Origin of the sequence: Xanthomonas fragariae, assembly GCF_017603965.1 — a bacterium.
Classification (GTDB): domain Bacteria; phylum Pseudomonadota; class Gammaproteobacteria; order Xanthomonadales; family Xanthomonadaceae; genus Xanthomonas; species Xanthomonas fragariae_A.
The window spans coordinates 4,039,776-4,059,248 of the sequence record NZ_CP071955.1 but is presented as its reverse complement, the minus strand read 5'-3'; the positions used below and the strand labels follow the sequence as shown (position 1 = coordinate 4,059,248).

Annotated in this window: 14 protein-coding genes, 2 other RNA genes and 7 pseudogenes; 12 read left to right on the top strand and 11 right to left on the bottom strand. The window is 63.8% G+C overall.

Annotated features, from left to right (window positions below; translation table 11 throughout):
• The first annotated feature begins 490 nt into the window (after positions 1-490).
• Positions 491-1,471 (top strand): zinc-binding dehydrogenase, encoded by a 981-nt coding sequence (locus tag J5I97_RS19385; RefSeq protein ID WP_208588239.1) that lies wholly within the window; start codon positions 491-493, stop codon positions 1,469-1,471.
• 232 nt (positions 1,472-1,703) lie between these two features.
• On the opposite strand, the gene J5I97_RS19380 is transcribed toward J5I97_RS19385, so the two are convergent.
• The gene (locus J5I97_RS19380) at positions 1,704-1,907 is read right to left on the bottom strand and encodes a YdcH family protein (protein WP_208588238.1); all 204 of its coding nucleotides are present in this window, start codon (positions 1,905-1,907) and stop codon (positions 1,704-1,706) included.
• A gap of 188 nt (positions 1,908-2,095) precedes the next feature.
• Between J5I97_RS19380 and J5I97_RS19375 the strand changes: the two are divergent.
• Positions 2,096-2,509 (top strand): annotated as a pseudogene (locus tag J5I97_RS19375) (IS3 family transposase); the annotation flags it as partial.
• Between the two features lie 31 nt (positions 2,510-2,540).
• On the opposite strand, the gene J5I97_RS19370 reads toward J5I97_RS19375, so the two are convergent.
• A complete protein-coding gene (locus tag J5I97_RS19370) occupies positions 2,541-3,497 on the bottom strand; it encodes a TerC family protein (RefSeq protein WP_208588237.1) in 957 nt (318 codons plus the stop codon).
• A gap of 264 nt (positions 3,498-3,761) precedes the next feature.
• On the opposite strand from J5I97_RS19370, the gene J5I97_RS19365 reads away from it, so the two are divergent.
• The 7 genes and pseudogenes from J5I97_RS19365 (at position 3,762) to J5I97_RS19335 (ending at position 9,836) form a co-directional block, all read left to right on the top strand.
• Positions 3,762-4,928 carry a class I SAM-dependent rRNA methyltransferase gene (locus tag J5I97_RS19365; protein WP_208588236.1) on the top strand — a complete coding sequence of 389 codons (1,167 nt, stop codon included), beginning with the start codon at positions 3,762-3,764 and terminating at the stop codon, positions 4,926-4,928.
• A 31-nt stretch (positions 4,929-4,959) separates the two neighbouring features.
• The gene (locus tag J5I97_RS19360) at positions 4,960-5,280 is read left to right on the top strand and encodes a hypothetical protein (protein ID WP_208588235.1); all 321 of its coding nucleotides are present in this window, start codon (positions 4,960-4,962) and stop codon (positions 5,278-5,280) included.
• Positions 5,281-5,408: 128 nt separating this feature from the next.
• Positions 5,409-5,483: non-coding RNA, sX9 sRNA (locus tag J5I97_RS19355), on the top strand.
• Positions 5,484-5,487: 4 nt separating this feature from the next.
• Positions 5,488-6,404: pseudogene (locus J5I97_RS19350) on the top strand (MFS transporter); the annotation flags it as partial.
• A gap of 73 nt (positions 6,405-6,477) precedes the next feature.
• A pseudogene (locus J5I97_RS19345) lies at positions 6,478-7,601 on the top strand (glycerate kinase).
• Positions 7,602-7,730: 129 nt separating this feature from the next.
• Positions 7,731-7,961: pseudogene (locus tag J5I97_RS19340) on the top strand (helix-turn-helix domain-containing protein); the annotation flags it as partial.
• A 126-nt stretch (positions 7,962-8,087) separates the two neighbouring features.
• Positions 8,088-9,836 (top strand): sensor domain-containing diguanylate cyclase, encoded by a 1,749-nt coding sequence (locus J5I97_RS19335; RefSeq protein ID WP_208588233.1) that lies wholly within the window; start codon positions 8,088-8,090, stop codon positions 9,834-9,836.
• Between the two features lie 186 nt (positions 9,837-10,022).
• Here the strand turns inward: J5I97_RS19335 and J5I97_RS19330 are convergent, their stop codons facing one another.
• The 3 genes and pseudogenes from J5I97_RS19330 to J5I97_RS20740 form a co-directional block, all read right to left on the bottom strand.
• Positions 10,023-11,438: an amino acid permease gene (locus J5I97_RS19330; RefSeq protein WP_208588228.1), complete on the bottom strand. Its 1,416-nt coding sequence runs from the start codon at positions 11,436-11,438 to the stop codon at positions 10,023-10,025.
• A 139-nt stretch (positions 11,439-11,577) separates the two neighbouring features.
• A pseudogene (locus J5I97_RS19325) lies at positions 11,578-11,790 on the bottom strand (hypothetical protein); the annotation flags it as partial.
• A pseudogene (locus J5I97_RS20740) lies at positions 11,771-12,145 on the bottom strand (glutathione S-transferase); the annotation flags it as partial. The pseudogenes J5I97_RS19325 and J5I97_RS20740, both read right to left, overlap by 20 nt.
• Positions 12,146-12,396: 251 nt before the next feature.
• Here J5I97_RS20740 and rmuC point away from each other — a divergent pair.
• From rmuC to J5I97_RS19305, 3 genes and pseudogenes are all read left to right on the top strand, one after another.
• Positions 12,397-13,983, top strand: a complete 1,587-nt coding sequence (rmuC, locus tag J5I97_RS19315) for a DNA recombination protein RmuC (RefSeq protein ID WP_208588227.1) — start codon at positions 12,397-12,399, stop codon at positions 13,981-13,983.
• 169 nt (positions 13,984-14,152) lie between these two features.
• Positions 14,153-14,230, top strand: a non-coding RNA gene (locus J5I97_RS19310) — sX9 sRNA.
• A 210-nt stretch (positions 14,231-14,440) separates the two neighbouring features.
• Positions 14,441-14,751: pseudogene (locus J5I97_RS19305) on the top strand (glutathione peroxidase); the annotation flags it as partial.
• A 529-nt stretch (positions 14,752-15,280) separates the two neighbouring features.
• Here J5I97_RS19305 and J5I97_RS19300 read toward each other — a convergent pair.
• Genes J5I97_RS19300 through J5I97_RS19275 form a run of 6 tightly spaced genes read right to left on the bottom strand, consistent with a single transcriptional unit; the run spans position 15,281 to position 19,413 of the window.
• Positions 15,281-16,366 carry an MlaA family lipoprotein gene (locus J5I97_RS19300; RefSeq protein ID WP_208588226.1) on the bottom strand — a complete coding sequence of 362 codons (1,086 nt, stop codon included), beginning with the start codon at positions 16,364-16,366 and terminating at the stop codon, positions 15,281-15,283.
• Between the two features lie 10 nt (positions 16,367-16,376).
• Positions 16,377-16,676, bottom strand: coding sequence for an STAS domain-containing protein (locus J5I97_RS19295; RefSeq protein ID WP_208588225.1), 300 nt, complete (start codon positions 16,674-16,676; stop codon positions 16,377-16,379).
• Positions 16,666-17,328: an MlaC/ttg2D family ABC transporter substrate-binding protein gene (locus J5I97_RS19290; RefSeq protein WP_208588223.1), complete on the bottom strand. Its 663-nt coding sequence runs from the start codon at positions 17,326-17,328 to the stop codon at positions 16,666-16,668. Before J5I97_RS19290 ends, J5I97_RS19295 begins: the two co-directional genes overlap by 11 nt.
• Positions 17,325-17,858, bottom strand: coding sequence for an outer membrane lipid asymmetry maintenance protein MlaD (mlaD, locus tag J5I97_RS19285; RefSeq protein ID WP_208588221.1), 534 nt, complete (start codon positions 17,856-17,858; stop codon positions 17,325-17,327). The genes J5I97_RS19290 and mlaD overlap by 4 nt, the downstream gene beginning before the upstream one ends.
• Before the next feature lie 11 nt (positions 17,859-17,869).
• Positions 17,870-18,619, bottom strand: a complete 750-nt coding sequence (locus J5I97_RS19280) for an MlaE family lipid ABC transporter permease subunit (RefSeq protein WP_208588219.1) — start codon at positions 18,617-18,619, stop codon at positions 17,870-17,872.
• A complete protein-coding gene (locus J5I97_RS19275) occupies positions 18,619-19,413 on the bottom strand; it encodes an ABC transporter ATP-binding protein (protein WP_208588217.1) in 795 nt (264 codons plus the stop codon). Before J5I97_RS19275 ends, J5I97_RS19280 begins: the two co-directional genes overlap by 1 nt.
• Positions 19,414-19,473 lie beyond the last annotated feature (60 nt).

The window sequence follows — 19,473 nt, the reverse complement described above, 5'->3', positions numbered from 1 at the left end:
GGTGTCGGCGGCAAGAACCGGGCGTCTGGCGATGCGCTCGGCATCATGGCGCAGATAGTTTTGTCCGGCGCGGGCGAAGGATGCCAACAAGTTCATTCTTGGGCGCGAGCTGCGGCATACGATCGAATGAGCGAGTCGGTAAGCGGCGAAGCCGGATGTGGTGTTGCCGCCGGCTGAGTAAAGCGGCGACGCGATGGGGTGGGGCAATACAGTTAAGCGCAGACGCGGCCGGTGCTCCCTTCTCCTTCCGGGACCTCGGTCCCCTTCATGGGGAGAAACGGACCGAAGGGCGGATGAGGGTCGGGTAGCACGCGCATCAACAGGCTCTGCGCTAGATCACCCTCACTACTCGTGAACTCCACCAATGCCACAAACTTCACACAACAGTTTCGTTCGTTTCATCAGCTTCTTGCAGCCCACCCGATAGCATCGCGCCACCTTTCACAATGAGCGGGCGCGTCGCACTACGCGCGCTTGGCAGGAGATTCCCATGCGCGCAGCCCTCCACGCCCAATTCGGCAACCCCGCCAAGGTGCTTGGACTCGGCGAGCGACCCACGCCCCAGCCAGGCAAAGGCCAGGTGCGCATCGCGATGCGACGTTCGCCGATGCACAACCATGACCTGTGGACCGTGCGCGGCAACTACGGCTACAAGCCCGAACTCCCCGCAATCGGCGGCAGCGAGGCAGCTGGCGTGATCGACGCACTCGGCGGAGATGTCGTAGGTCTGCCAGTCGGCCAACGTGTCGTCGCAGCCGGCGTGCATGAAAGCTGGGCGGAATACTTCCTAGCCTCCGCAGACGGCGTCGTCCCGCTGCCCGACGCACTGGACGACGATCGCGGCTGCCAATTGATCGCCATGCCGTTGAGCGCATTGATGCTGATCGAATTCCTGCACGTCGAAAAAGGTGACTGGATCGTGCAAAACACCGCCAATGGCGCCGTCGGCAAAACCGTCGCCATGTTCGCCGCCGCACGCGGTATCAACGTGATCAATCTCGTGCGTCGCGATGCCGGCGTCGATGAATTGAAGGTCTTTGGTATCGGCAATGGGGTCTCCACCGCACAGGGTGGCTGGCAGGACCAGGTGCGCGCGCTGGCCGGCAATGCACCGATCGTGCGCGCGATCGACTCGGTCGCCGGCAAAGCGGCAAGCGATCTATTGGGCCTGCTTGCCGAAAGTGGCGAGTTGGTCTCGTTCGGCTCGATGACCGGCGAACCGTTGGAAATTTCCAGTGGCGATGTGATCTTCAAGCAGGCCACCGTGCGCGGCTTCTGGGGCAGCAAGGTCATGCAGGCCACTCAAGCTGAGGACAAGCGCCGCATGATCGGGGAACTGCTGAACGCCGCGCTCGACGGCAGACTGGCCTTGCCTGTGGAAGCGGTGTTCGATCTGGAAGATGCGGACAAAGCGGCAGCGGCAAGCGCTGAACCCGGGCGTCGCGGCAAGATCCTGCTGCGGGCGGGCTGAGGACAAGCCAGGCGGCAGAATGGAGCCAAGAAGGCAGCGAAAAGCCTCTCTTCCCCGGGAGAGGGGTTGGGGCGAGGATACAGTCGAAGCGACCAACGCGATGTGCCTCGGCCCAAGCAGGCAGTCGCGATGAACCACGCCCCTGCCCCCATCGCCGGCTGACCAGACTACCTGTAACCGTGCCTGGATTCGCGCTATCCCAAAGCGAACCCAAGCCACCGAACACAGAGTCTCAAGCCGGCTCGTCAGGCACCAGCTCCATCTCCAGCCGCGTAATACAGTCCTTGATATGCAGCTTGCGCTTCTTCAAGCGCTTCATCTGCAACTCGTCTTCCATGTTCGCGGGCACGCGCCGGATCTCTTCGTCCAACGCACGGTGGGCGCGTCGCAACTCGGCGATCTGCTCGACAATCTCGGCGGGTGAGAGGGTTTCCACCCCCCGAGCATACACAACCCCAGGCTGCGCGCGTCACCCCCGCGCTTGCCAACATGCCCGAGGCTGCGGCAATTCCTGCGCTCCGCTGGCGAAACGGCGGCGTGCCTCATCCTGTCACCTCCCCCTAAAATCAGTCCACGCATAACCAGAGGTCTCGGGTCACACTAGCCCCAAGGAAACCCACGGTGCGCTCCACGGCGCGCGACGTGCCTCGGCCCGACCGGGACGAGGAAGTGATCGCGGTGCTATCGGAGTTGGTCGAACGCTTTCCCGAGCGCGGCTTCGGGAGGTTGTTCCAGTGCATTGGCCGGCGCGGCTGGCGTGGAATCACAGGAAGGTACGGCGCGTGTACTGCCTGATCAAGCGAAATTTGCGACGGCCGCGTGCCGAGGCGGCATCCGCAGCCGCTGGTGTGCGGCGATCGGCTCGACGCGGGTTGGTCGATCGATTTGATGTCCGATACGCTGTGGGACGGACGCTACTTTCGCACGTTCAACATCATCGACGACTTCAGCCGTGAAGCGTTGGCCATCGAGGTAGACCTGAACCTGCCGGCGGCCCGCGTGATGGGCACCCTGGAGCGCATCGCCGCCTGGCGTGGCTAATTGTTCAGAGCTTCCCTAATCCCGCTCGTCAATGACGGGCTGGCTTGGGCGGCCGCAGCAGGCTCAGCACGATGGTGAGAACCAGGATCACGATCACCGCCGCCAGCGAGACCAGCACCGGGATCTTGTAGATGTCGATGATCATCATCTTGGTGCCGATGAACACCAGGATCACCGCAAGGCCGTACGGCAGCAGGTGGAAGCGGTCGGCCATGCCGGCCAGCAGGAAGAACATCGCGCGCAGGCCCAGCACCGCAAACACGTTGGAGGTCAGTACGATGAACGGGTCGGTAGTGATCGCGAAGATCGCCGGAATGCTGTCCACCGCGAAGATCACATCGATCACCGCAATCAGGATCAGCACCACGAACAACGGCGTAAACCATCGCTTGCCGTCCTTGATCACGCTCAGCGCATGGCCGTCGTACTGCGGGCTCAGGCGCAGATGGCCGCGCATCCAGCGCAGCACCGGGTTGGATTCCAGATCCGGCTCCTTGCCGGCGGAGAACCACATCTTGATGCCGGTCAGTAGGAGGAAGGCGCCGAATACGTACAGCAGCCAATGGAACTTGGTCAGCAGCACCGAGCCTGCAAAGATCATGATCGCGCGCAGCACGATTGCCCCCAGTACGCCGATGATCAGCACGCGCTGGCGCTGTTCTTCGGGCACGCCGAAGTAGGTCATGACCATCAGGAAGACGAAGATGTTGTCGACCGCCAGTGACTTTTCGACCAGGTAGCCGGTCAGGAATTCCAGCCCGATGCGATTGGCCACCGCCTCACCGGCGCTGGACTGCAGGTACCACCACAGGCCCGCGTTGAAGGCCAGCGCCAGCAGCACCCAGCCGATGCTCCACCAGGTGGCTTCCTTGAAGGTGACCTTGTGGGCACCGCCGTGGCGCATCAGCACCAGATCGACCAACAGCGCCACGATCACCACGATCGCGAACCCGCCCCATAACCAGACATTGCCAATGGTTTGCATCAAGAATCCCCGAAGTGAAAGCGACCTGGACAGCCGGTGGGCTGAGGCCTTGTGACATGGACATCATGGATTCCAGGTGACGGAACTTCGCCTGCGCGGCGAAGGTCTCGCTCACAACCGGTATGGGACCGGTTGCCATTGCACCGGAGCGCTGCACGTGGCGGGCTCGTCATGACGGCGACAACGCTGTGAGCTACTCCCCTTATGCGTCCGATTCTGCGTGCCTGGGGCAGGCACGTCAATTCAGCCGGATACAATGGGCCAATGAATCCTCCAGTCCCTGTCGTCCGTCTCAAGAATGCCTGGCGCTCCAGCCACCCGTGGATCTTCCAGAAGCTGGTGGAAAAGCCCGCCGCCAAACCCAAACCCGGCACCATTGTCGATGTGGTCGGCGTGGACGGGGAGTGGATCGGCCGCGGCTTCTATAACGGCCATTCGCGCATTGCTGTGCGCATCCTGGAAACCGATCGATCGGTGCCGGTGGATGCGGGCTGGTTCTCGCGCACGATCGCTGCGGCGGTGAGTCTGCGCCGCGACTGGCTGAGCCTGGATGCGGTGTCCGACGCTTGGCGCGTAGTGCACAGCGAGGGCGACGGCCTGTCCGGCCTGGTAGTGGACCGCTACGGCGATCTGGTGGTGGTGGAGTTCTTTGCCGCCGGCATGTTCCGCCATCGCGAATGGATCTACGAGGCGCTGCGCGAACAGTTTCCGGGCTGCCGCTTCCACAGCTTTGCCGACGAACATGTGCAGAAACAAGAAAGCTTCGATTTCCACAGCAACACCACCACCGAAGCGTCGGTGATCACCGAGTACGGCATCAAGTTCCGTGCCGACCCGGCCGGTGCGCACAAGACCGGGTTCTTCGCCGATCAGCGCGAAAACCGCCAATGGCTGAGCGAGCAGGTCAAGGACAAGACCGTGCTGGACCTGTGTTGCAACACCGGCGGCTTTGCGATGTATGCGGCCGCGCGCGGTGCGTCCGAGGTGCTGGGCGTGGACATCGACGAAGACGTGATCGCCATCGCCAAGGGCAACGCCAAGCTCAACAACGTGCGTCCGAAGTTCGTACAGGCCGACATCTTTCCGTGGCTGCGCGATGCCTCCAATCGCGGTGAGCAGTTCGATGTGGTGATCCTTGACCCGGCCAAGATGACGCGCGACCGCGAGCAGGTGATTCCGGCGCTGAAGAAGTATCTGGACATGAACAAGCTGGCGCTGGGCGTAGTCAAGCCTGGTGGCCTGTTCGCCACTTTCTCGTGCACCGGCCTGGTGGCCGAGCAGGAGTTTTTGGACATGCTGCGGCGCGCGTCGTATTTCTCCGGGCGTACCATTCAGATCCTGAAAGTGGCCGGTGCCGGCCCGGACCATCCGTTCATGGCGCACGTGCAGGAGTCGCGCTATTTGAAGGCCGTGTTCTGCCGCGTCGTCTAAACGGCGATCAACCCGTGGAGCGGACCATGCGATGAATGCCAGCGACGATGACGAACGCAAAGCGCTGACCCGGTTGCTGCGGCAGATCGAGCGGCCCAATGCCAGTCTGCTAGCCAGCAACTGGCCGGTGTTTGGTGTTTGGCTGCTGTTTTCCGGGGCTTTCATGTATTTGTTCCAGACCGGCAACGGCTCGCCGCTGCATCCGCTGGTGTTGGCCCTGGGTTCTACCTGTCTGGGCGTGTTCGGTGCGTGGATCGTGTTTCGCTCGGTGTGGGCACGGCAGTGGCCGCATGTGCGTGAGCACATCGATGTTGAGAGCGTGCGCGCACGCCTGGCCGAACTCGACGACTGAAGTGAGCAGCACATGACGCGGCTGCACGTCCATCGACAGGGAGGCTGCAGATGCTCGGCGACTTAAGAACGGCTAACAAAACGACTGCGCTCACCGCCAGGGGCGCGCGGCCGGTGCTCGGAATCGGCATGTACCGGGCGTACACTCCGTTCCTGCGCGCCGTCCGCACTCATCTGATCGACTGCTCGCTACGTTTTGTAGCCGCTCTTAGGCATGAGCCAGGCCATTTACGGTCTGGGCGCGGGCATCTTCTTCATTGGTTATCTGGCCTGCGGGGTGCCCAGCAACCTGATCCTGCAAGGCATCGGCGCGCGCATATGGGTGGCGATCATGATGGTCAGCTGGGGCCTGTTGTCGACCTGTCTGATGTTCGTGCGTACCCCGGCATCGTGCTGTATCTGACGTGCTGGTTACCGCGCGCTCAGCACGGCCGGGTGATGACCATGTTCATGTCGGCCATCCCGAACTCCGGGGTGCTGGGCGGGCCGTTGTCGGGCTGGATCTTCAGCCATTTTTCAGCGACGCGCGCGCTGGCAGATCGAGGCGTGCAAGCCGGCCGGCGCGTTCACCTCGCTGAGCGCGCTGGTGGGCAACCAGGCGGTGTGGTTGCTGGGTACGGTGTACTTCTGCGTCCAGAGCGGCTGCATCCAGAGCGGCGTGTATGCGATCGACTTCTGGCTGCCGTCGATCATCCAGGCTAACGGCGTCACCGACCCGAACCGGATCGGCCTGATGAGCGCCATCCCGTACCTGGCCGCAGCGGTGTTCATGGTGGGGGTGAGGCGCTCGGCCGACCGCCGCGACGCGCGCGCTGGCATCTGGTGATTGCGTTGCTGGTGGGCGCGGCGGGGCTGTGCATTGCCGCCAGCGTCACCGACAACCTGGGCCTGGCCTTGTTCGGCATGACCTTGGCCACGATGGGTGCGGTCAGCGGCTTGCCACTGTTCTGGCCGCTGATCAACGGTTTTCTCAGCGCCGCCGCCGCCGCAGGTGGGCTGGCACTAATCAATTCCACCGGCCAGGTCGCCGGCTTCGTCAGCCCGTACCTGATGGGCTGGATCCAGGACACCACTCACAGCACCGCGCTGGTACTGCGTGTGTCGGCGCGGGCGGTGAACCAGTGATGCGTCCGTACAAGCGAGTGTTCCCATGAAGATCGTCATCGCCCCCGATTCGTAGAAGGAAAGCCTGTCCGCGATGGAGGTGGCCATCCAGATCGAGGCCGGCGTCCGCGAGGTTTTCCCTGACCGGCACTGCAGCTAAGGTGCCGGTCGCCAATGGCGGCCAAAGCACGGTCGGCGCGCTGGTCGCCGCCACTGGCGGGCGGGTGATCGACTACACGGTCAGCGGCCCGCTCGGCACCCCGGTGCAGGCGTTCTTCGGCCTGATCGTCGACGGCCGCACCGCGGTGATCGAAATGGCTGCCGCCAGTGGCCTGGCCTTGGTGTCGCCGGCCGAGCGCGCGCCGCTGCGCATCGGTACCGCAGGTGTGGGCGAGTTGATCCTGGCCGGGCTGGATGCAGACGCGCGGCGCTTCATCACCGGCATCGGCGGCAGCGCCACCAACGACGGCGGCGCCGGGCTGGCGCAGGCATTGGGCGCGCGACTGTTGGATGCGCAAGGCGAAGCGATCGGCCCGGGCGGCGGTGCACTGGCGGCACTGACGCGCATCGACACCGAGTGTCTGGACGTGCGCCTGCAGGATTGTCAGTTCGAGGTGGCCTGCGATCTGGACAACCCGCTGATCGGCCCGACCGGCGCCTCGGCGGTGTTCGGCCCGCAGAAGGGAGCCACCCCGAGCATGGTCCGCCAGCTCGATACCAATCTGCAGCACTACGCCGACGTGTTGCAACGCGACCTGGGAGTGCGCTTGCACGACCTACCCGGTGGCGGCGCGGCCGTTGGCCTGGGTGCGGCGCCGGTGGCCTACCTGGGTGCGCAGCTGCGACCGGGTGTGCAGATCGTCGGCCAGGCGCTTGGGTTGGATGCGCTGGTAGCCGAGGCCGATCTGGTCATCACCGGCGAAGGCCGTCTCGACTGCCAGAGCTTGCACGGCAAGACCCCCCGTCCGCGTGGCGCGGGTGGCGCAGCGACACGGCAAACCGGTGATCGCCATTGCCGGTTGCCTGCGCAACGGCGCCTGGCTGCTGCATGGCCATGGCATCGCGGTGATGTTCGCGGTGGTGCATCGTGTCTGCACGCTGGAGCAAGCCCTGACCGAGGCCGCCAGCAACGTGCGTATCGCCGTGCGCAACGTCGCTGCGGCGCTGCAGGTGGGCCGGGCGTTGGCGCAAGTGCCTGCAGTTGAACAAGTGCAGTGACGACAGCGCGCGGATGCGTCGCACGGGCCGCACTCATGCTGCTCGTCCTGACGCGGCACGGGGTAGGTTTGCATGCCTGGTGCGCGCGAACGACGCGCGCCACGCTGCGCATCGGCCGGTGGTGTTTAACGCCGTGGCCAATTGTTGAAGACGCTGTCGGTTTGGTTCGGTGCCCGCATGCGCATGGCGCCAACCACCAAGGCGCTGGCGATCCACCGCACTACGCTGGATGACCGCACGCAGCGCATCCAGTAACTATGTAGGGTGGACCTGACCCGCACCGACGATTGCATGCGCCTGTATCTGGCCTTGCAGATGCGCGACGACCCTGCTGCAACCGGGGAGCACAGCGCCGACTGAGCTGGCACGGTACGCATCGATGGCACGCGCAACGTAACTTGCGTAGTGGCGCACGTAATGCAGGCTTAGCGCGTATGCCCAGTCCGCTAGACTGGGCAGACTGGCCGGGGACGAGCGAGCTTTCCGTTGAATCAGTGCGATACCGCCGTGTCATCCACCTTCACCGAGGCGCAGCGCTTAGCGCGTCTTGCCTTGTTGCAGGTGCTCGATACCGACGCCGAACCGTTCTTCGATGCGCTGGCCGCTGCCGCGCAGGTCATCGCGGGCACCCCGATCGCGCTTGTTTCATTGGTGGACGAACGCCGCCAATGGTGGAAGGCCAATATCGGCCTGCCAGGGGTCTCCGAAATCCCACGCGAGCTGGCATTTTGCGCCTACACCATTCAGGGCGATGCGGTGATGGAAGTGCGCGATGCACCGTCGGACCCACGCTTCCACGACAACGCTCTGGTCACCGATGCGCCCGGCATCCGCTACTACGCCGGCGCGCCGATCGTGCTGCCCGACGGACTGCGCATGGGCACCGTGTGCGTGATCGATCAACGCGCGCGTGCGCTGGAGCCGGCGCAGTTGCAGGCCCTGCAGCAACTGGCCAAGGTTGCCGCCGAAGGCCTGGAGCAGCGCCGGGTGATGCTGGAGCGCCAGGCCGCCAATGACCAACTGCAGCAGCGCCTGCGCGAGAGCGAAGCGTTCCTGGAGCGCACCGGCCGGGTCGCCGGAGTCGGCGGCTGGGAAGTGGACCTGGCCAGCGGCACGCTGAGCTGGTCGGACCAGACCTGCCGCCTGCACGACGTGCCGCCCGGTTACCGGCCCGCCCTGGGCGAGGCGATTGCGTTCTATCCGCTGGAAGCGCGGGCGGTCATCACCGAGGCGGTCGAGGCCTGCGTGCGCGACGGTACGCCGTGGGATCTGGAGCTGCCGCTGGTCAGTGCCACTGGCCGTCATTTATGGGTGCACAGCACCGGCTCGGTGGAGCATGTGAACGGGCGGATGCGCCTGATCGGTGCCGTCCAGGACGTCACCGACCGCCATCGTGCGGTCGACGCACTGGCCGCCAGCGAGCGCAAGTTCCGCAAGATGTTCCAGTACAGCCTGGGCTTGATCTTCACCCACGACATGGAAGGCCGCCTGGTCAGCGTCAACCCGGCCGCGGCGCGTTCGCTGGGCCGCAGTGTGGACGACATGGAAGGCCGCTACATGCTGGAATTCGTGCGCCCGGAACACCACGCCGCGGTGCGCGGCTATCTGTCGCGCATGGTGCTCGATGGCCAGGACGCGGGCGTGATCGAGCTAATCGCCGGCGATGGCGGCCTGCGCCACTGGCAGTATCGCAACGTGCTCGATGTGGAATCGGACGCCACCATCGTGCTGGCGCACGCTCAGGACATCACCAACCAGCATCAGCAGGAAAAGCAGCTGCTGGAATGGTCGTTTACCGACCCGCTCACCAACTGCTATAACCGCCGCTTCCTGGACGAGCTGGACAAGCGTGACCCCAGCATGCGCTGGGGCTGCATCGTGGTGGATCTGGACAAGTTCAAGCTGGTCAACGACACCCACGGCCATCAGCGCGGCGACGAGGTACTGGTGCAGATGGCCTGGTTCCTCAACCAGCCGCTGCGTCATCAGGACCGCTTGGTGCGCCTGGGCGGCGACGAATTCCTGGTACTGCTGCATCAGCCCACCCAGCCGCAGCTGGACGCGTTGGCGCGCGACTACATGGCGGCCGCCGACGCTGCGCCGATCCAGTTCACCCTGGGCACCGCCCTACGCCAGGAGGGTGAAGCGCTGGCGGCGGTGGTCGATCGCGCCGACCACTCGCTGTATTCGCTGCGCCGCGCACGTCGCGGCACCGGTACCAGCAACCAGCGCTAGCAACCCGCTGGCTCATTCAACCGAGCACGACCAAAGCCGATGGCTAGCATGTAAACGTTTTTAGTGGTGGGGGGGGGAGGGGGGGGAGGCCAGCATTCTCGCCACTGCCTTACGCTGATCCGGCGCTACCCGCCACCTCCACTCCATGCTGGGGTCAATGTCCCGACGAGACTCAAGGAGTCCATCTCACCCAGCCTTACCCAACCGACTATTGCGTCGCCCATAGGCCACGTACACCACCACCCCAATCACATTCCAAACCAAAAACCACAGCTGCGTCTTACTCGGCAAACTCCAGAACAGATACAGACAGCCGCCGATCGCCACCGGCCCTACCACCCACGCCAATGGCGTGCGGAAGGAGCGCGTACGCGTTGGCTCGCGCACCCGTAGCACCAGCAGACACGCGGCTACTGCGGTAAACGCAGCCAAGGTTCCGGCATTGGCTAACGCTGCGATTTCATCCATTCGCGCCACACCCGCCAACGCCGCCACCAACACCGCCGTGAACAACATGGTCGCCACCGGCGTGCCGGTGCGTACGTCGACCTTCGACAACCCACGCGGCAGCAAGCCATCGCGCGACATCACGAAGAAGATGCGGCTCTGCCCGTACAGAAACGCCAGCAGCACCGTCGGCAGCGCGATGATCGCCACCGCACCGATCACCAACGCCGCCTTGCCGTGGCCGAGTTCGCGCAGGATCAGCGCCAACGGCTCCGGGCTCTTACCGAACACGGTGAAGCTCATGGAGCCCACCGCCGCCAGCGCCACCAGTACATAGATCAGCGTGCAGCCGATCATCGAACCGACGATGCCTATCGACAGATCGCGTCCCGGGTTCTTGGTTTCTTCGGCCGCGGTGGAGATTGCATCGAAGCCATAGAATGCGAAGAAGATGATCGCCGCTGCGGCCATGACTCCGCGCTCCACGCCATCGGGCCCTTCCGCCTTGGAGAAGCCATACGGCATGAACGGCTGCAGGTTGGCGCTGTCGAACGCCGGCAGCGCGATCGCCACGAACACGCCCAGCGCCACGATCTTCAGCACCACCAACACCGCGTTGAGCGTGGCGCTTTCCTTGGTGCCGGCAATCAGCACGCCGGCCACCAGGAAAGTGATCACCACCGCGGGCAGGTTGACGATGCCGCCGGCGTGCGGCCCGGCGATCAAGGCGTGTGGCAGTTGTACACCCAGCCATTGCAGGAAGCCGACGAAATAGCCGGACCACCCCACCGCCACCGTGCTCACCACCAGCGAGTATTCCAGCACCAGACTCCAGCCCACTACCCAGGCGATGCTCTCGCCGAGTGCGGTGTAGCTGTACGTATAGGCGCTGCCGGCAGCCGGCATCATCGTCGCCATTTCCGCATACGCCAGCGCCGCGCAGGCGCACACGATGCCGGCGGCGACGAACGACAACAGCACCGCAGGGCCGGCCTTGTCCGCACCCACGCCGATCAGCGTGTAGATGCCGGTGCCAACGATCGCGCCGATGCCGAGCCCGATCAGATGCGGCCAACTCAGGCTGCGGACCAGCTGCCGGCCGGCTTCGTGCACGGTGACCTGATCGATGGATTTACGCCTGAGCCAAGACGACATGCGGACCTCGTAGAAATCTGAAGAATTCGCGAGTGTCGCCCAAGGCGCAGCAGCAAAGCTATCTGTGCAAGGTCATGCCGCCAAAGCGCGCCGCCGTGTCGACCGCACAACGCAGACATGCCGCATCGTTTATTGGACGGACGGACGGACGATGCGGCGGGCGCACGTTGCGATAGATCAACTGCACTGCCCAAGCACCGCCAAAACCAACCATATCGGCAGCAAAGCCAGTCCAGTCAAGCAAGCGCGGCGCCGCGCCGTTAGCGTCGTGGCCCCAGAAGTTGAACCACAGCAGCACCAGCGCGGTGGCCGCCATGCCGATCCGGAACCACAGCCGCGTTGCCGCGCACGCTGGCCATGAATGCATGGCGCCAGGCGGTGTTGAGTTCGGTCGCTTGTCAATCCATCCATTGCTCGACCACCGCACGTGCGACCGGCGCGCTCGGTAGCAGATCCTTGCGTTGGCTGGGCGTGGCGAGATAACGACAAATCGTGTTCGATTTCCCACAACACCATATCGCCATCGCGGATTACCGGCACCAGCCTGTCAGGATTGAGCGCGCGAAACTCTGGCCTATCGACGGCCTATCGACCGACTCCAATCCGCTGCCATACGCGTGCAGCGTGTAGTCCAGCGCCAACTCCTTGCACAGCCAAAGCACCTTGCGCACGTTGATCGAAGTCGGCTTTGCGTAAATTTCCAGCATGTGGGTCTTTGCTGATGAATGCGGCAAGTTGAGCTGGATGCGCGACTGCCCGGCGCACTGCGATGCGTCTGCTGCGCGCCGGTTCAGTGAATCATCGCAGCAGCGCCCCCCACAATCGCCCACTCGGCCAACGCGTAGGCGACCACGCCCGAGTGACCATCGCGATTGCCATACCGCTGCATCGACGACCGACACCGCAACGCGCGCGTCACTGACGCAGCTGTTGCGACCGGCACCGCTACACTGCACGCATGGCATCCGAATCCCTGATCCTTCTCGGACTACTCGTCGTAGTCCTCGTGTTGCAGCTGATCGCACTGTTGCGACGTCCCTCCACCAGCGGCCTGGAGCTGGCACTGCGCGCCGAGCAACGCGACGGGCGGGGCGAATTGCGCGAGCAGCTCGAAGGCCTGGCGCGGCAGCAGGACGGCCGCCTGGAGACCTTCGCGCGCAACCTCACCGAATTGTCCACGCGCACCGATCAGCGCCTGGCCCTACTACGCGACGCGCTGGGCGAAGACGCACGCAAGGCACGCGCAGAAAGCGGCCAGGCCCAACAACGCACCGCCGAACTGCTCACCCTGCGCCTGACCGAACTGCGCACTCAACTGGAAGGCTTCGACCAGCAACAGGAAACCCGCATCCACGTGTTCGGCCAGCAACTGACCGAACTGATCGCGCGGACCGACACCCATATGGCCGCTTTGCGCCAAGCGCTGGCCGAAGATTCCCGCAAGGGCCGGCAGGAGGCCGGTGAGTCGCAGCAGCGCTTCACCGACGCCTTGGGCCAACGCTTGAACGAGCTCACCCAGCGCAACGAATTGCGCATCGGCGAGATGCGCGCCACGCTGGAACAGCAGTTGGCCAATCTGCAGAACGACAACGCCAGCAAGCTCGAACTGATGCGCGCCACCGTCGATGAAAAACTGCAGACCACGCTCAACACGCGCCTGGATGCCTCCTTCAAACTCGTATCCGAACGGCTGGAACAAGTGCAGCGCGGCCTGGGCGAAATGCAGCAGCTGGCCACCGGCGTGGGCGATCTCAAGCGCGTACTCACCAACGTCAAGCACCGGGGTGGCTGGGGCGAAGTGCAGCTGGACAACATCCTCGAGCAGACCCTCACCGCCGAGCAGTATTCGCGCAGCGTGCGGGTGCGCCCGGACAGCAACGAGGCGGTGGACTTCGCAGTGCGTCTGCCAGGCCGTGGCCACGAAGACACCCCGGTGTGGCTGCCGATCGATTCCAAGTTCCCGCGCGAAGATTACGAGCGCCTGCTCGACGCACAGGAAGCCGGCGATATCGAACAGATCCGCGTGCTCGGCAATTTGCTGGAGCGCGCAGTCCGCATCCAGGCCAAGTCGATCAGCGACAAATACGTCTGCCCGCCGCACACCACCGATTTTGCGGTGATGTTCCTGCCTACCGAGGGCTTGTACGCCGAAACCATCCGCCGCCCCGGCCTAGTCGATGTCTTGCAGCGCGAACACCGCGTAGTGATTGCCGGCCCGACCACGTTTACCGCGTTGATCAACAGTTTGCAGATGGGCTTTCGCACCCTGGCCATCGAGAAGCGCTCCAGCGAAGTGTGGGGCGTGCTCGGCGCGGTCAAGAGCGAGTTCGGCAAATTCGCCGGCATCCTGGAAAAGGCCGAACGACAGATCAACACCGTCGGCAAGACCCTGGGCGATGCAGGCCGCAAAACCCGCACCATCGAGCGCCGTTTGCGTGGTGTGGAAACCTTGTCCAGCGAGCACTCGCAAGCAGTGCTGGACGATGCCGATAGCGACGACACGGCTAGCAGTAGCGAAGAAGACAACAATCACGAGCAGGAGTAATCCGGCTGTGTGCCGCAATGCGGCACTGCCACTACTTGCGTGCCAACGGCACCGCAGAGGAGAGAGGACGACGTAGGAGCGCCCTCGGGCGCGATGAGGCCCTTATATAGCGGCTAACAAAACGACTGCGCTCACCGCCAGGCGGGCGCGGTCAGTGCTCGGAATCGGCATGTACCACGCGTACACTCCGGTTTCTTCGCGCCGTCCGCATCCACCACCTGGCGGCTGCGCAGTGGGTTTCTTAGCCACTCTAAATAATGTCGCTGCGCGGCTGAATTGCGTGGCATTGGCATGGTAGATGCCAATGATGGCGATGCATCGTTCGCGTCGCATTCGGCACGACAGGCACGCGCCTCTTGCACGCATGTCCGCATTCGATTGCGCGTATCCGGTGCATGCGAAAAATCTCGGTATCGCTCGCGTCTGCCCAGCGCGGTTATGCTCAGCGCGCTCTACGGATATCGCTCAGTTTTGCCAGCTCACCTATGACGTCACGTTCCCGATGTTTTGCAAGATCGCCATCACCGGTGCGGACATCCATCCGCTGTACCAGGCAATGACCAGCGCCTGCCTGCTGGCGACGGTCCGATGCGCAAAGAGCTGGCCGGCTACGGCATCGCGCCCAACCCGGCACCGAGCGTGCTGTGGAACTTCGAAAAATTCTTGATCGGCCGCGACGGCCAGGTCATCGATCGCTTCGCCCCCGATGTCCCCGCCGACGATGCACACCTGCGTCATGCAGTGAATGCGGCGTTGGCATCTGTAGCAGATCTCTACAAGCGGCACTTCATTCAGCAGTCGGAGTACACGTCATATATCGCCAAGGGCGATGATCAACGGTTCTTCGAGAGCCACGAATCAGCGATGGCAGCCGGTGCCGATGAGCAGGCATGAGGGGGATTTTTACGTAAGTTAGACACTATGAAAATCAATGCGTTTTCGCTCTTTGGTACGGAATAAGCTCTTATGCAGACGCTTGCATTCCGGGAGCTAAATGGGCGGTGACAGTTCGCTCTCCATTCAACGGAACCTCTAAAAACCTCGGTTTCTGACATTGCACCCGATGAAAATTAACTGTGTTTACCAGAGGTTCGATGCGAATGTCTCGTTTCTTGGGTTTTTTAGAGTGTCCTCAACTCGCGGCAGGTCACGTCTTGAACATTACGTGTAGCCTGACAAGCCCTGATACATGCAAACAAGTGTGCAGCGCCAAAGTGGCAGTGTTGGCTTCATCAACACAAAAGCCCGAGATCGTTCCCGAGCTTTTGTGTGTATTGCAGCCCACCAATTCATCCGTTCAACGAATCCACTGCGGGATCGGCATCGCATCCACCGGCACCGTGCTGTCCTTGTCTTCGCGCAGATAGTCGGGTAGCTCGTTTTTCTTTTCACGATGGCTGGGCAGGTCGCGCACGATCTGATAGTTACGGCGCTGCATCCAGGCATCGCGGGTCAGTGCGTATTCATCAGGTGCTTGGTCGCGTAGCGAATCTAGCGACATCAGCTGCGAGCGCGTATCCACCAGCTGCAAGCCCTGCAATCCGAAGCGCAGGCCACTGTCGTCGATCTGGCGCAACGGTGACAGCGGAATGTCGCCGCCCAGGCCGACAGTGTCGCGCACCGTGCGTGGCCCGAATAGCGGCAACTCGAAGTAACGCGAATTGCGCCAACCCCAGACACCCAGCGTCTGACCGAAGTCTTCGCTACGGCGCGGGATACCTGCCGCAGACGCCGGATCGAACAGACCGGCCACACCCAGCGTGGTGTTCATGACGAAACGGCCCAGCGACTGCACCGCAAACACCGGGTGGCCCTGCAGCAGCTGGTTGACCATGGTCAGCGGCGTGCCGAGGTTGTCGAAGAAGTTGGTCACGCCCAGGCGCGCCGGTTGCGGCACCACCTTGGTGTAGGCGGTCGCCAACGGACGCGCCACGCCACGGTCCACCGCCATGTTAAAGCGGTGCATGCCACGGTTGTAGTGCTCCCACGGATCGTAGGACGGCGCCGCACCGGGCTGTGCAGGCGCACCGTTGGCATCGGTCTGCGGCGTGGTCGTGCCATATAACGCATCGAAGTCGCCTTCGGCGGCGGTAGGCGCACCCTGCGCACCAGCACCAGCACCAGCACCAGCACCAGCACCAGCACCAGCACCAGCATCCGCAATGGCCTGGTCGGCAGGCGCGGCGGTGGCAGGCAGCGTATCCGGCGTAGCGGCACCAGCCGCGGTCGGCTGCGCGGTCATTCCGGCGTCGTCGCGCACCGGCGCCTGGGCCGGTGCGGTGCCGGCGCTGGCCGACGGTGGGGCGAATTTGGGCGCTTGACTGGCGCAGGCACCAAGAAGCAACAGGCAGGCCAACAGGGGAAAGCAGCGGAACTGGGTCATGGAGTGGCGCTCAGGCCTGAAAATCGAGGGTAGGGGACAAACGGTAAGCGGCGCGCAATTCGTCCAGACCGGACGCCCCGCCCATCACCGAAAAAGGACCGGAACCGTTGCCGCGCAACCGCGCAGCCAGTTCGGACAGCATCGCCACGCCGGCACTGTCCAGGCGCTGGATGCCGGAAAGGTCCAGCGTGCGCACGCCGTTCAATTGCGCGATCGCCTGCGGCCAGGCTGTGACGACCGCCGCACGGTCGAGCACACCGGTGAGCACCAGCGCCTCGCCATTGCGTTGCACGGAACTGTTACTTGCCATTGGCCGGTGCCGCACCGACCTGCAGGTTGCCGCTACGCAGCTCTGCGGCGACCTTGGCGATACCCTTCTCGCGTAGCGGGCCGTCGAACTGGCTCTTGAATGTCTGCACGTAGGAGATTCCTTCGATCATCACGTCGAAGATCTTCCACTGGCCGCCGGTATTGCGCATCAGGTAATCGACCGGGGTCGGGTCGTTGCCGGCGCGCAGCAGATCGGTGGAGACCTTGACGCCGCGGTTGCCCGGCAGCGCGCTCTCGGACTTGGCGCGGAAGTTCGGCTTGCCTTCGAAGTTCAGCAACGCGGTGCCGTAACGCTGCATCAGGTTGTCGGCCAGCGCATCGGCAAACAGCTTGATGTCCGCATCCGAGGCGCCGCGGCCGTGTACGCCCAGCACCAGACGGGCCGAATAGTCGCGGTCGAAGGTTTTGCTCAATTCGCCGTCGATGTACTGGCGCAGCGCGACCGGATTGCTGCGGAACTCGGCACGGCGCTGTTCCAGCGTGCCCATGATGCGGGTGCTGCTGTCGATGACGGTCTTGGTTGCCGCGCCCTGCGCAGGAGCGCTGGCGGCAGCGGACTGTGCCAGCACGGTGGCCGGTGCACATACCAGCAGGGTCGAGGCCAGGATGGCGGAAATCAGGGTGGTTTTCATTGGTGCGGTTCCGTAGAGGGGGAAGCGGTCTGGGCAGGCGTTGGCGCCTGGCCGTCTGCGGCGGATTTATCACCACCGCCACTGAACATGTACTTGCCGACCAGCTGCAGCAGATCCACTGCGGGCTGGGTGAAGCCGATTTCTTCGCCCGGTTTGAGCGTTTCCGGGTCGCCGCCCGGCTGCAGCCCGACATAACTTTCGCCAAGCAATCCACTGGTGAAGATGCCGGCCGAGGTGTCGGCGGGTAGATCCTTGTATTTGGTGTCCAGCGACAGCGTCACCACCGAGTCGAACTTTGTCGGATCCAGGCCGATATCGGACACCTTGCCGATGGTCACGCCACCTATCTTCACCGGTGCCTGCGCACGCAGCTGGCCGATCTGGCTGAAGCGCGCGGTTAGCGTGTACTGGCTGGAACCCAAGCCCCAGCGCTGGTTGGTCGATGCCACCGCCAACACCAGCAGCGAGGCCAGGGTCAGCAGCAAAAAGGCGCCGACGGCGAATTCGAGTCGTGGTCCACGCATGGCCATAGTTATTCCACTCACCTAAACAACATTGCTGAAAGAACGAAGTTGAACATCAGCACCAGCAACGAGGCGTTCACCACCGCGCGGGTGGTGGCGATCGAGGTGCCTTCGATGGTCGGTTCGGCATGGAAGCCCACATAGGCGGCGACCAGCGCGGCGGTGCCGCCGAAAATCGCCGACTTGAGCATCGCCACTCCGAAGTCCTCCCAGAAGTCAACGCTATTGCTCAACCCCGACCAGAACGTGCCGTTGTCGATGCCCAGCACGTGCACGGCCTCGAAATAGCCGCCGGTGATCGCCAGCGAGCAGAACACGCCGGTCAGCAGCGGCACCGTCAGTACCGCCGCCCAGAACCGGGGAGCCACGGCCTTGGCGACCGGGTCGATGGCCATCAGTTCCAGCGCCTTGATTTGGTCGGTGGCGCGCATCAAACCGAGCTCGGCGGCGATCGAACTGCCGGCGCGGCCGATGAACAGCAGGGCAGTCAGTACCGGCGCCAGTTCGCGGTATAGCGACAGGCCCAGCAAGGTGGACAACGCATCCGACGCACCGTAGGTGGTCAGGGTGCGATAGCCTTGCAAGGTCAGTACCAAGCCGACGAAGGCGCCGCCGACGGCGATGATCGGCAGCGAACGCGCGCCAACCTTGTAGATCTCGCGCACCAGCTCGGAGATGAAATCGCGCGTGGGCAGCGAGCCGCGCAGCACAGTCAGCGAGAACAGTCCGGCACGGCCGAACGCGCGAATCGAAGCGACCACAGCCATCAGGCAGCACTCCGGTCGCGACGCGGCGCGGCATCGAAAGCGATCGGGCCGTCCGGCTGGCCATGCAGGAACTGTTGCACCAGCGGATCGGTGCTGTCCTGCAGTTGCTCGGGCGTGCCGGCGAACACGATGCCGCCATTGGCGATGACCACTGCCTGGTCGCTGATCGGCAGCGTCTCGTGTACGTGGTGGCTGACGATGATGCTGGTCAGGCCAAGGCTGTCGTTGAGTCGCTGGATCAGGCTCATGATCACGCCCGAGGCGATCGGGTCCAGGCCGGTGAGCGGTTCGTCGTAGATCATCAACGGTGGGTCCAGCGCCAGCGCGCGTGCCAACGCCACGCGTCGCGCCATGCCGCCGGACAGCTCGCGCGGCCAGGCATCGGCCGCAGCCAGCAAGCCCACAGCATGCAGTTTCATCTGCACCAGACGTTGCAGCACCGGTGCCGGTAGACGGGTGTGGGTGCGCAGCGGCAATGCGACGTTGTCGGCCACGCTCAGGTCGGTCAGCAAGCCGTTGCCCTGCAACAGCACACCGACATTGCGGCGCATCTCGAGCAGCGCCCGGCTACCGCGTGGAATCTGGTTGCCGAACAAGGCGACCGTGCCAGCGACAGGACGCAGTTCGCCGGTCAGCGCAGCCAGCAACGTCGACTTGCCGCTCCCGGAGGGACCAAGCACGGCGGTGATGCTGCCGCGCGGCACGTCGAGCGAAACCTCACCCAGGATCGTCCGCCCGCCGCGATCGATGCGGACACCGGATAACTGCACGACAGGAGATGCGGACGCCGTCATCGAGGCCTTTAACAGAATTGCAACGTCATAGAGTAGCTGGCACACCGCTGAATATAACCG

Bases quoted from the DNA above. Each gene is read 5' to 3' on its own strand.
- J5I97_RS19360 (WP_208588235.1), top strand. From the start codon at position 4,960: ATGAATGCCAGCGACGATGACGAACGCAAAGCGCTGACCCGGTTGCTG.
- rmuC (WP_208588227.1), top strand. From the start codon at position 12,397: ATGGCATCCGAATCCCTGATCCTTCTCGGACTACTCGTCGTAGTCCTC.
- J5I97_RS19370 (WP_208588237.1), bottom strand. From the start codon at position 3,497: ATGCAAACCATTGGCAATGTCTGGTTATGGGGCGGGTTCGCGATCGTG.
- J5I97_RS19330 (WP_208588228.1), bottom strand. From the start codon at position 11,438: ATGTCGTCTTGGCTCAGGCGTAAATCCATCGATCAGGTCACCGTGCAC.
- J5I97_RS19300 (WP_208588226.1), bottom strand. From the start codon at position 16,366: ATGACCCAGTTCCGCTGCTTTCCCCTGTTGGCCTGCCTGTTGCTTCTT.
- mlaD (WP_208588221.1), bottom strand. From the start codon at position 17,858: ATGGCCATGCGTGGACCACGACTCGAATTCGCCGTCGGCGCCTTTTTG.
- J5I97_RS19385 (WP_208588239.1), top strand. From the start codon at position 491: ATGCGCGCAGCCCTCCACGCCCAATTCGGCAACCCCGCCAAGGTGCTT.
- J5I97_RS19290 (WP_208588223.1), bottom strand. From the start codon at position 17,328: ATGAAAACCACCCTGATTTCCGCCATCCTGGCCTCGACCCTGCTGGTA.
- J5I97_RS19275 (WP_208588217.1), bottom strand. From the start codon at position 19,413: ATGACGGCGTCCGCATCTCCTGTCGTGCAGTTATCCGGTGTCCGCATC.
- J5I97_RS19365 (WP_208588236.1), top strand. From the start codon at position 3,762: ATGAATCCTCCAGTCCCTGTCGTCCGTCTCAAGAATGCCTGGCGCTCC.
- J5I97_RS19280 (WP_208588219.1), bottom strand. From the start codon at position 18,619: ATGGCTGTGGTCGCTTCGATTCGCGCGTTCGGCCGTGCCGGACTGTTC.
- J5I97_RS19295 (WP_208588225.1), bottom strand. From the start codon at position 16,676: ATGGCAAGTAACAGTTCCGTGCAACGCAATGGCGAGGCGCTGGTGCTC.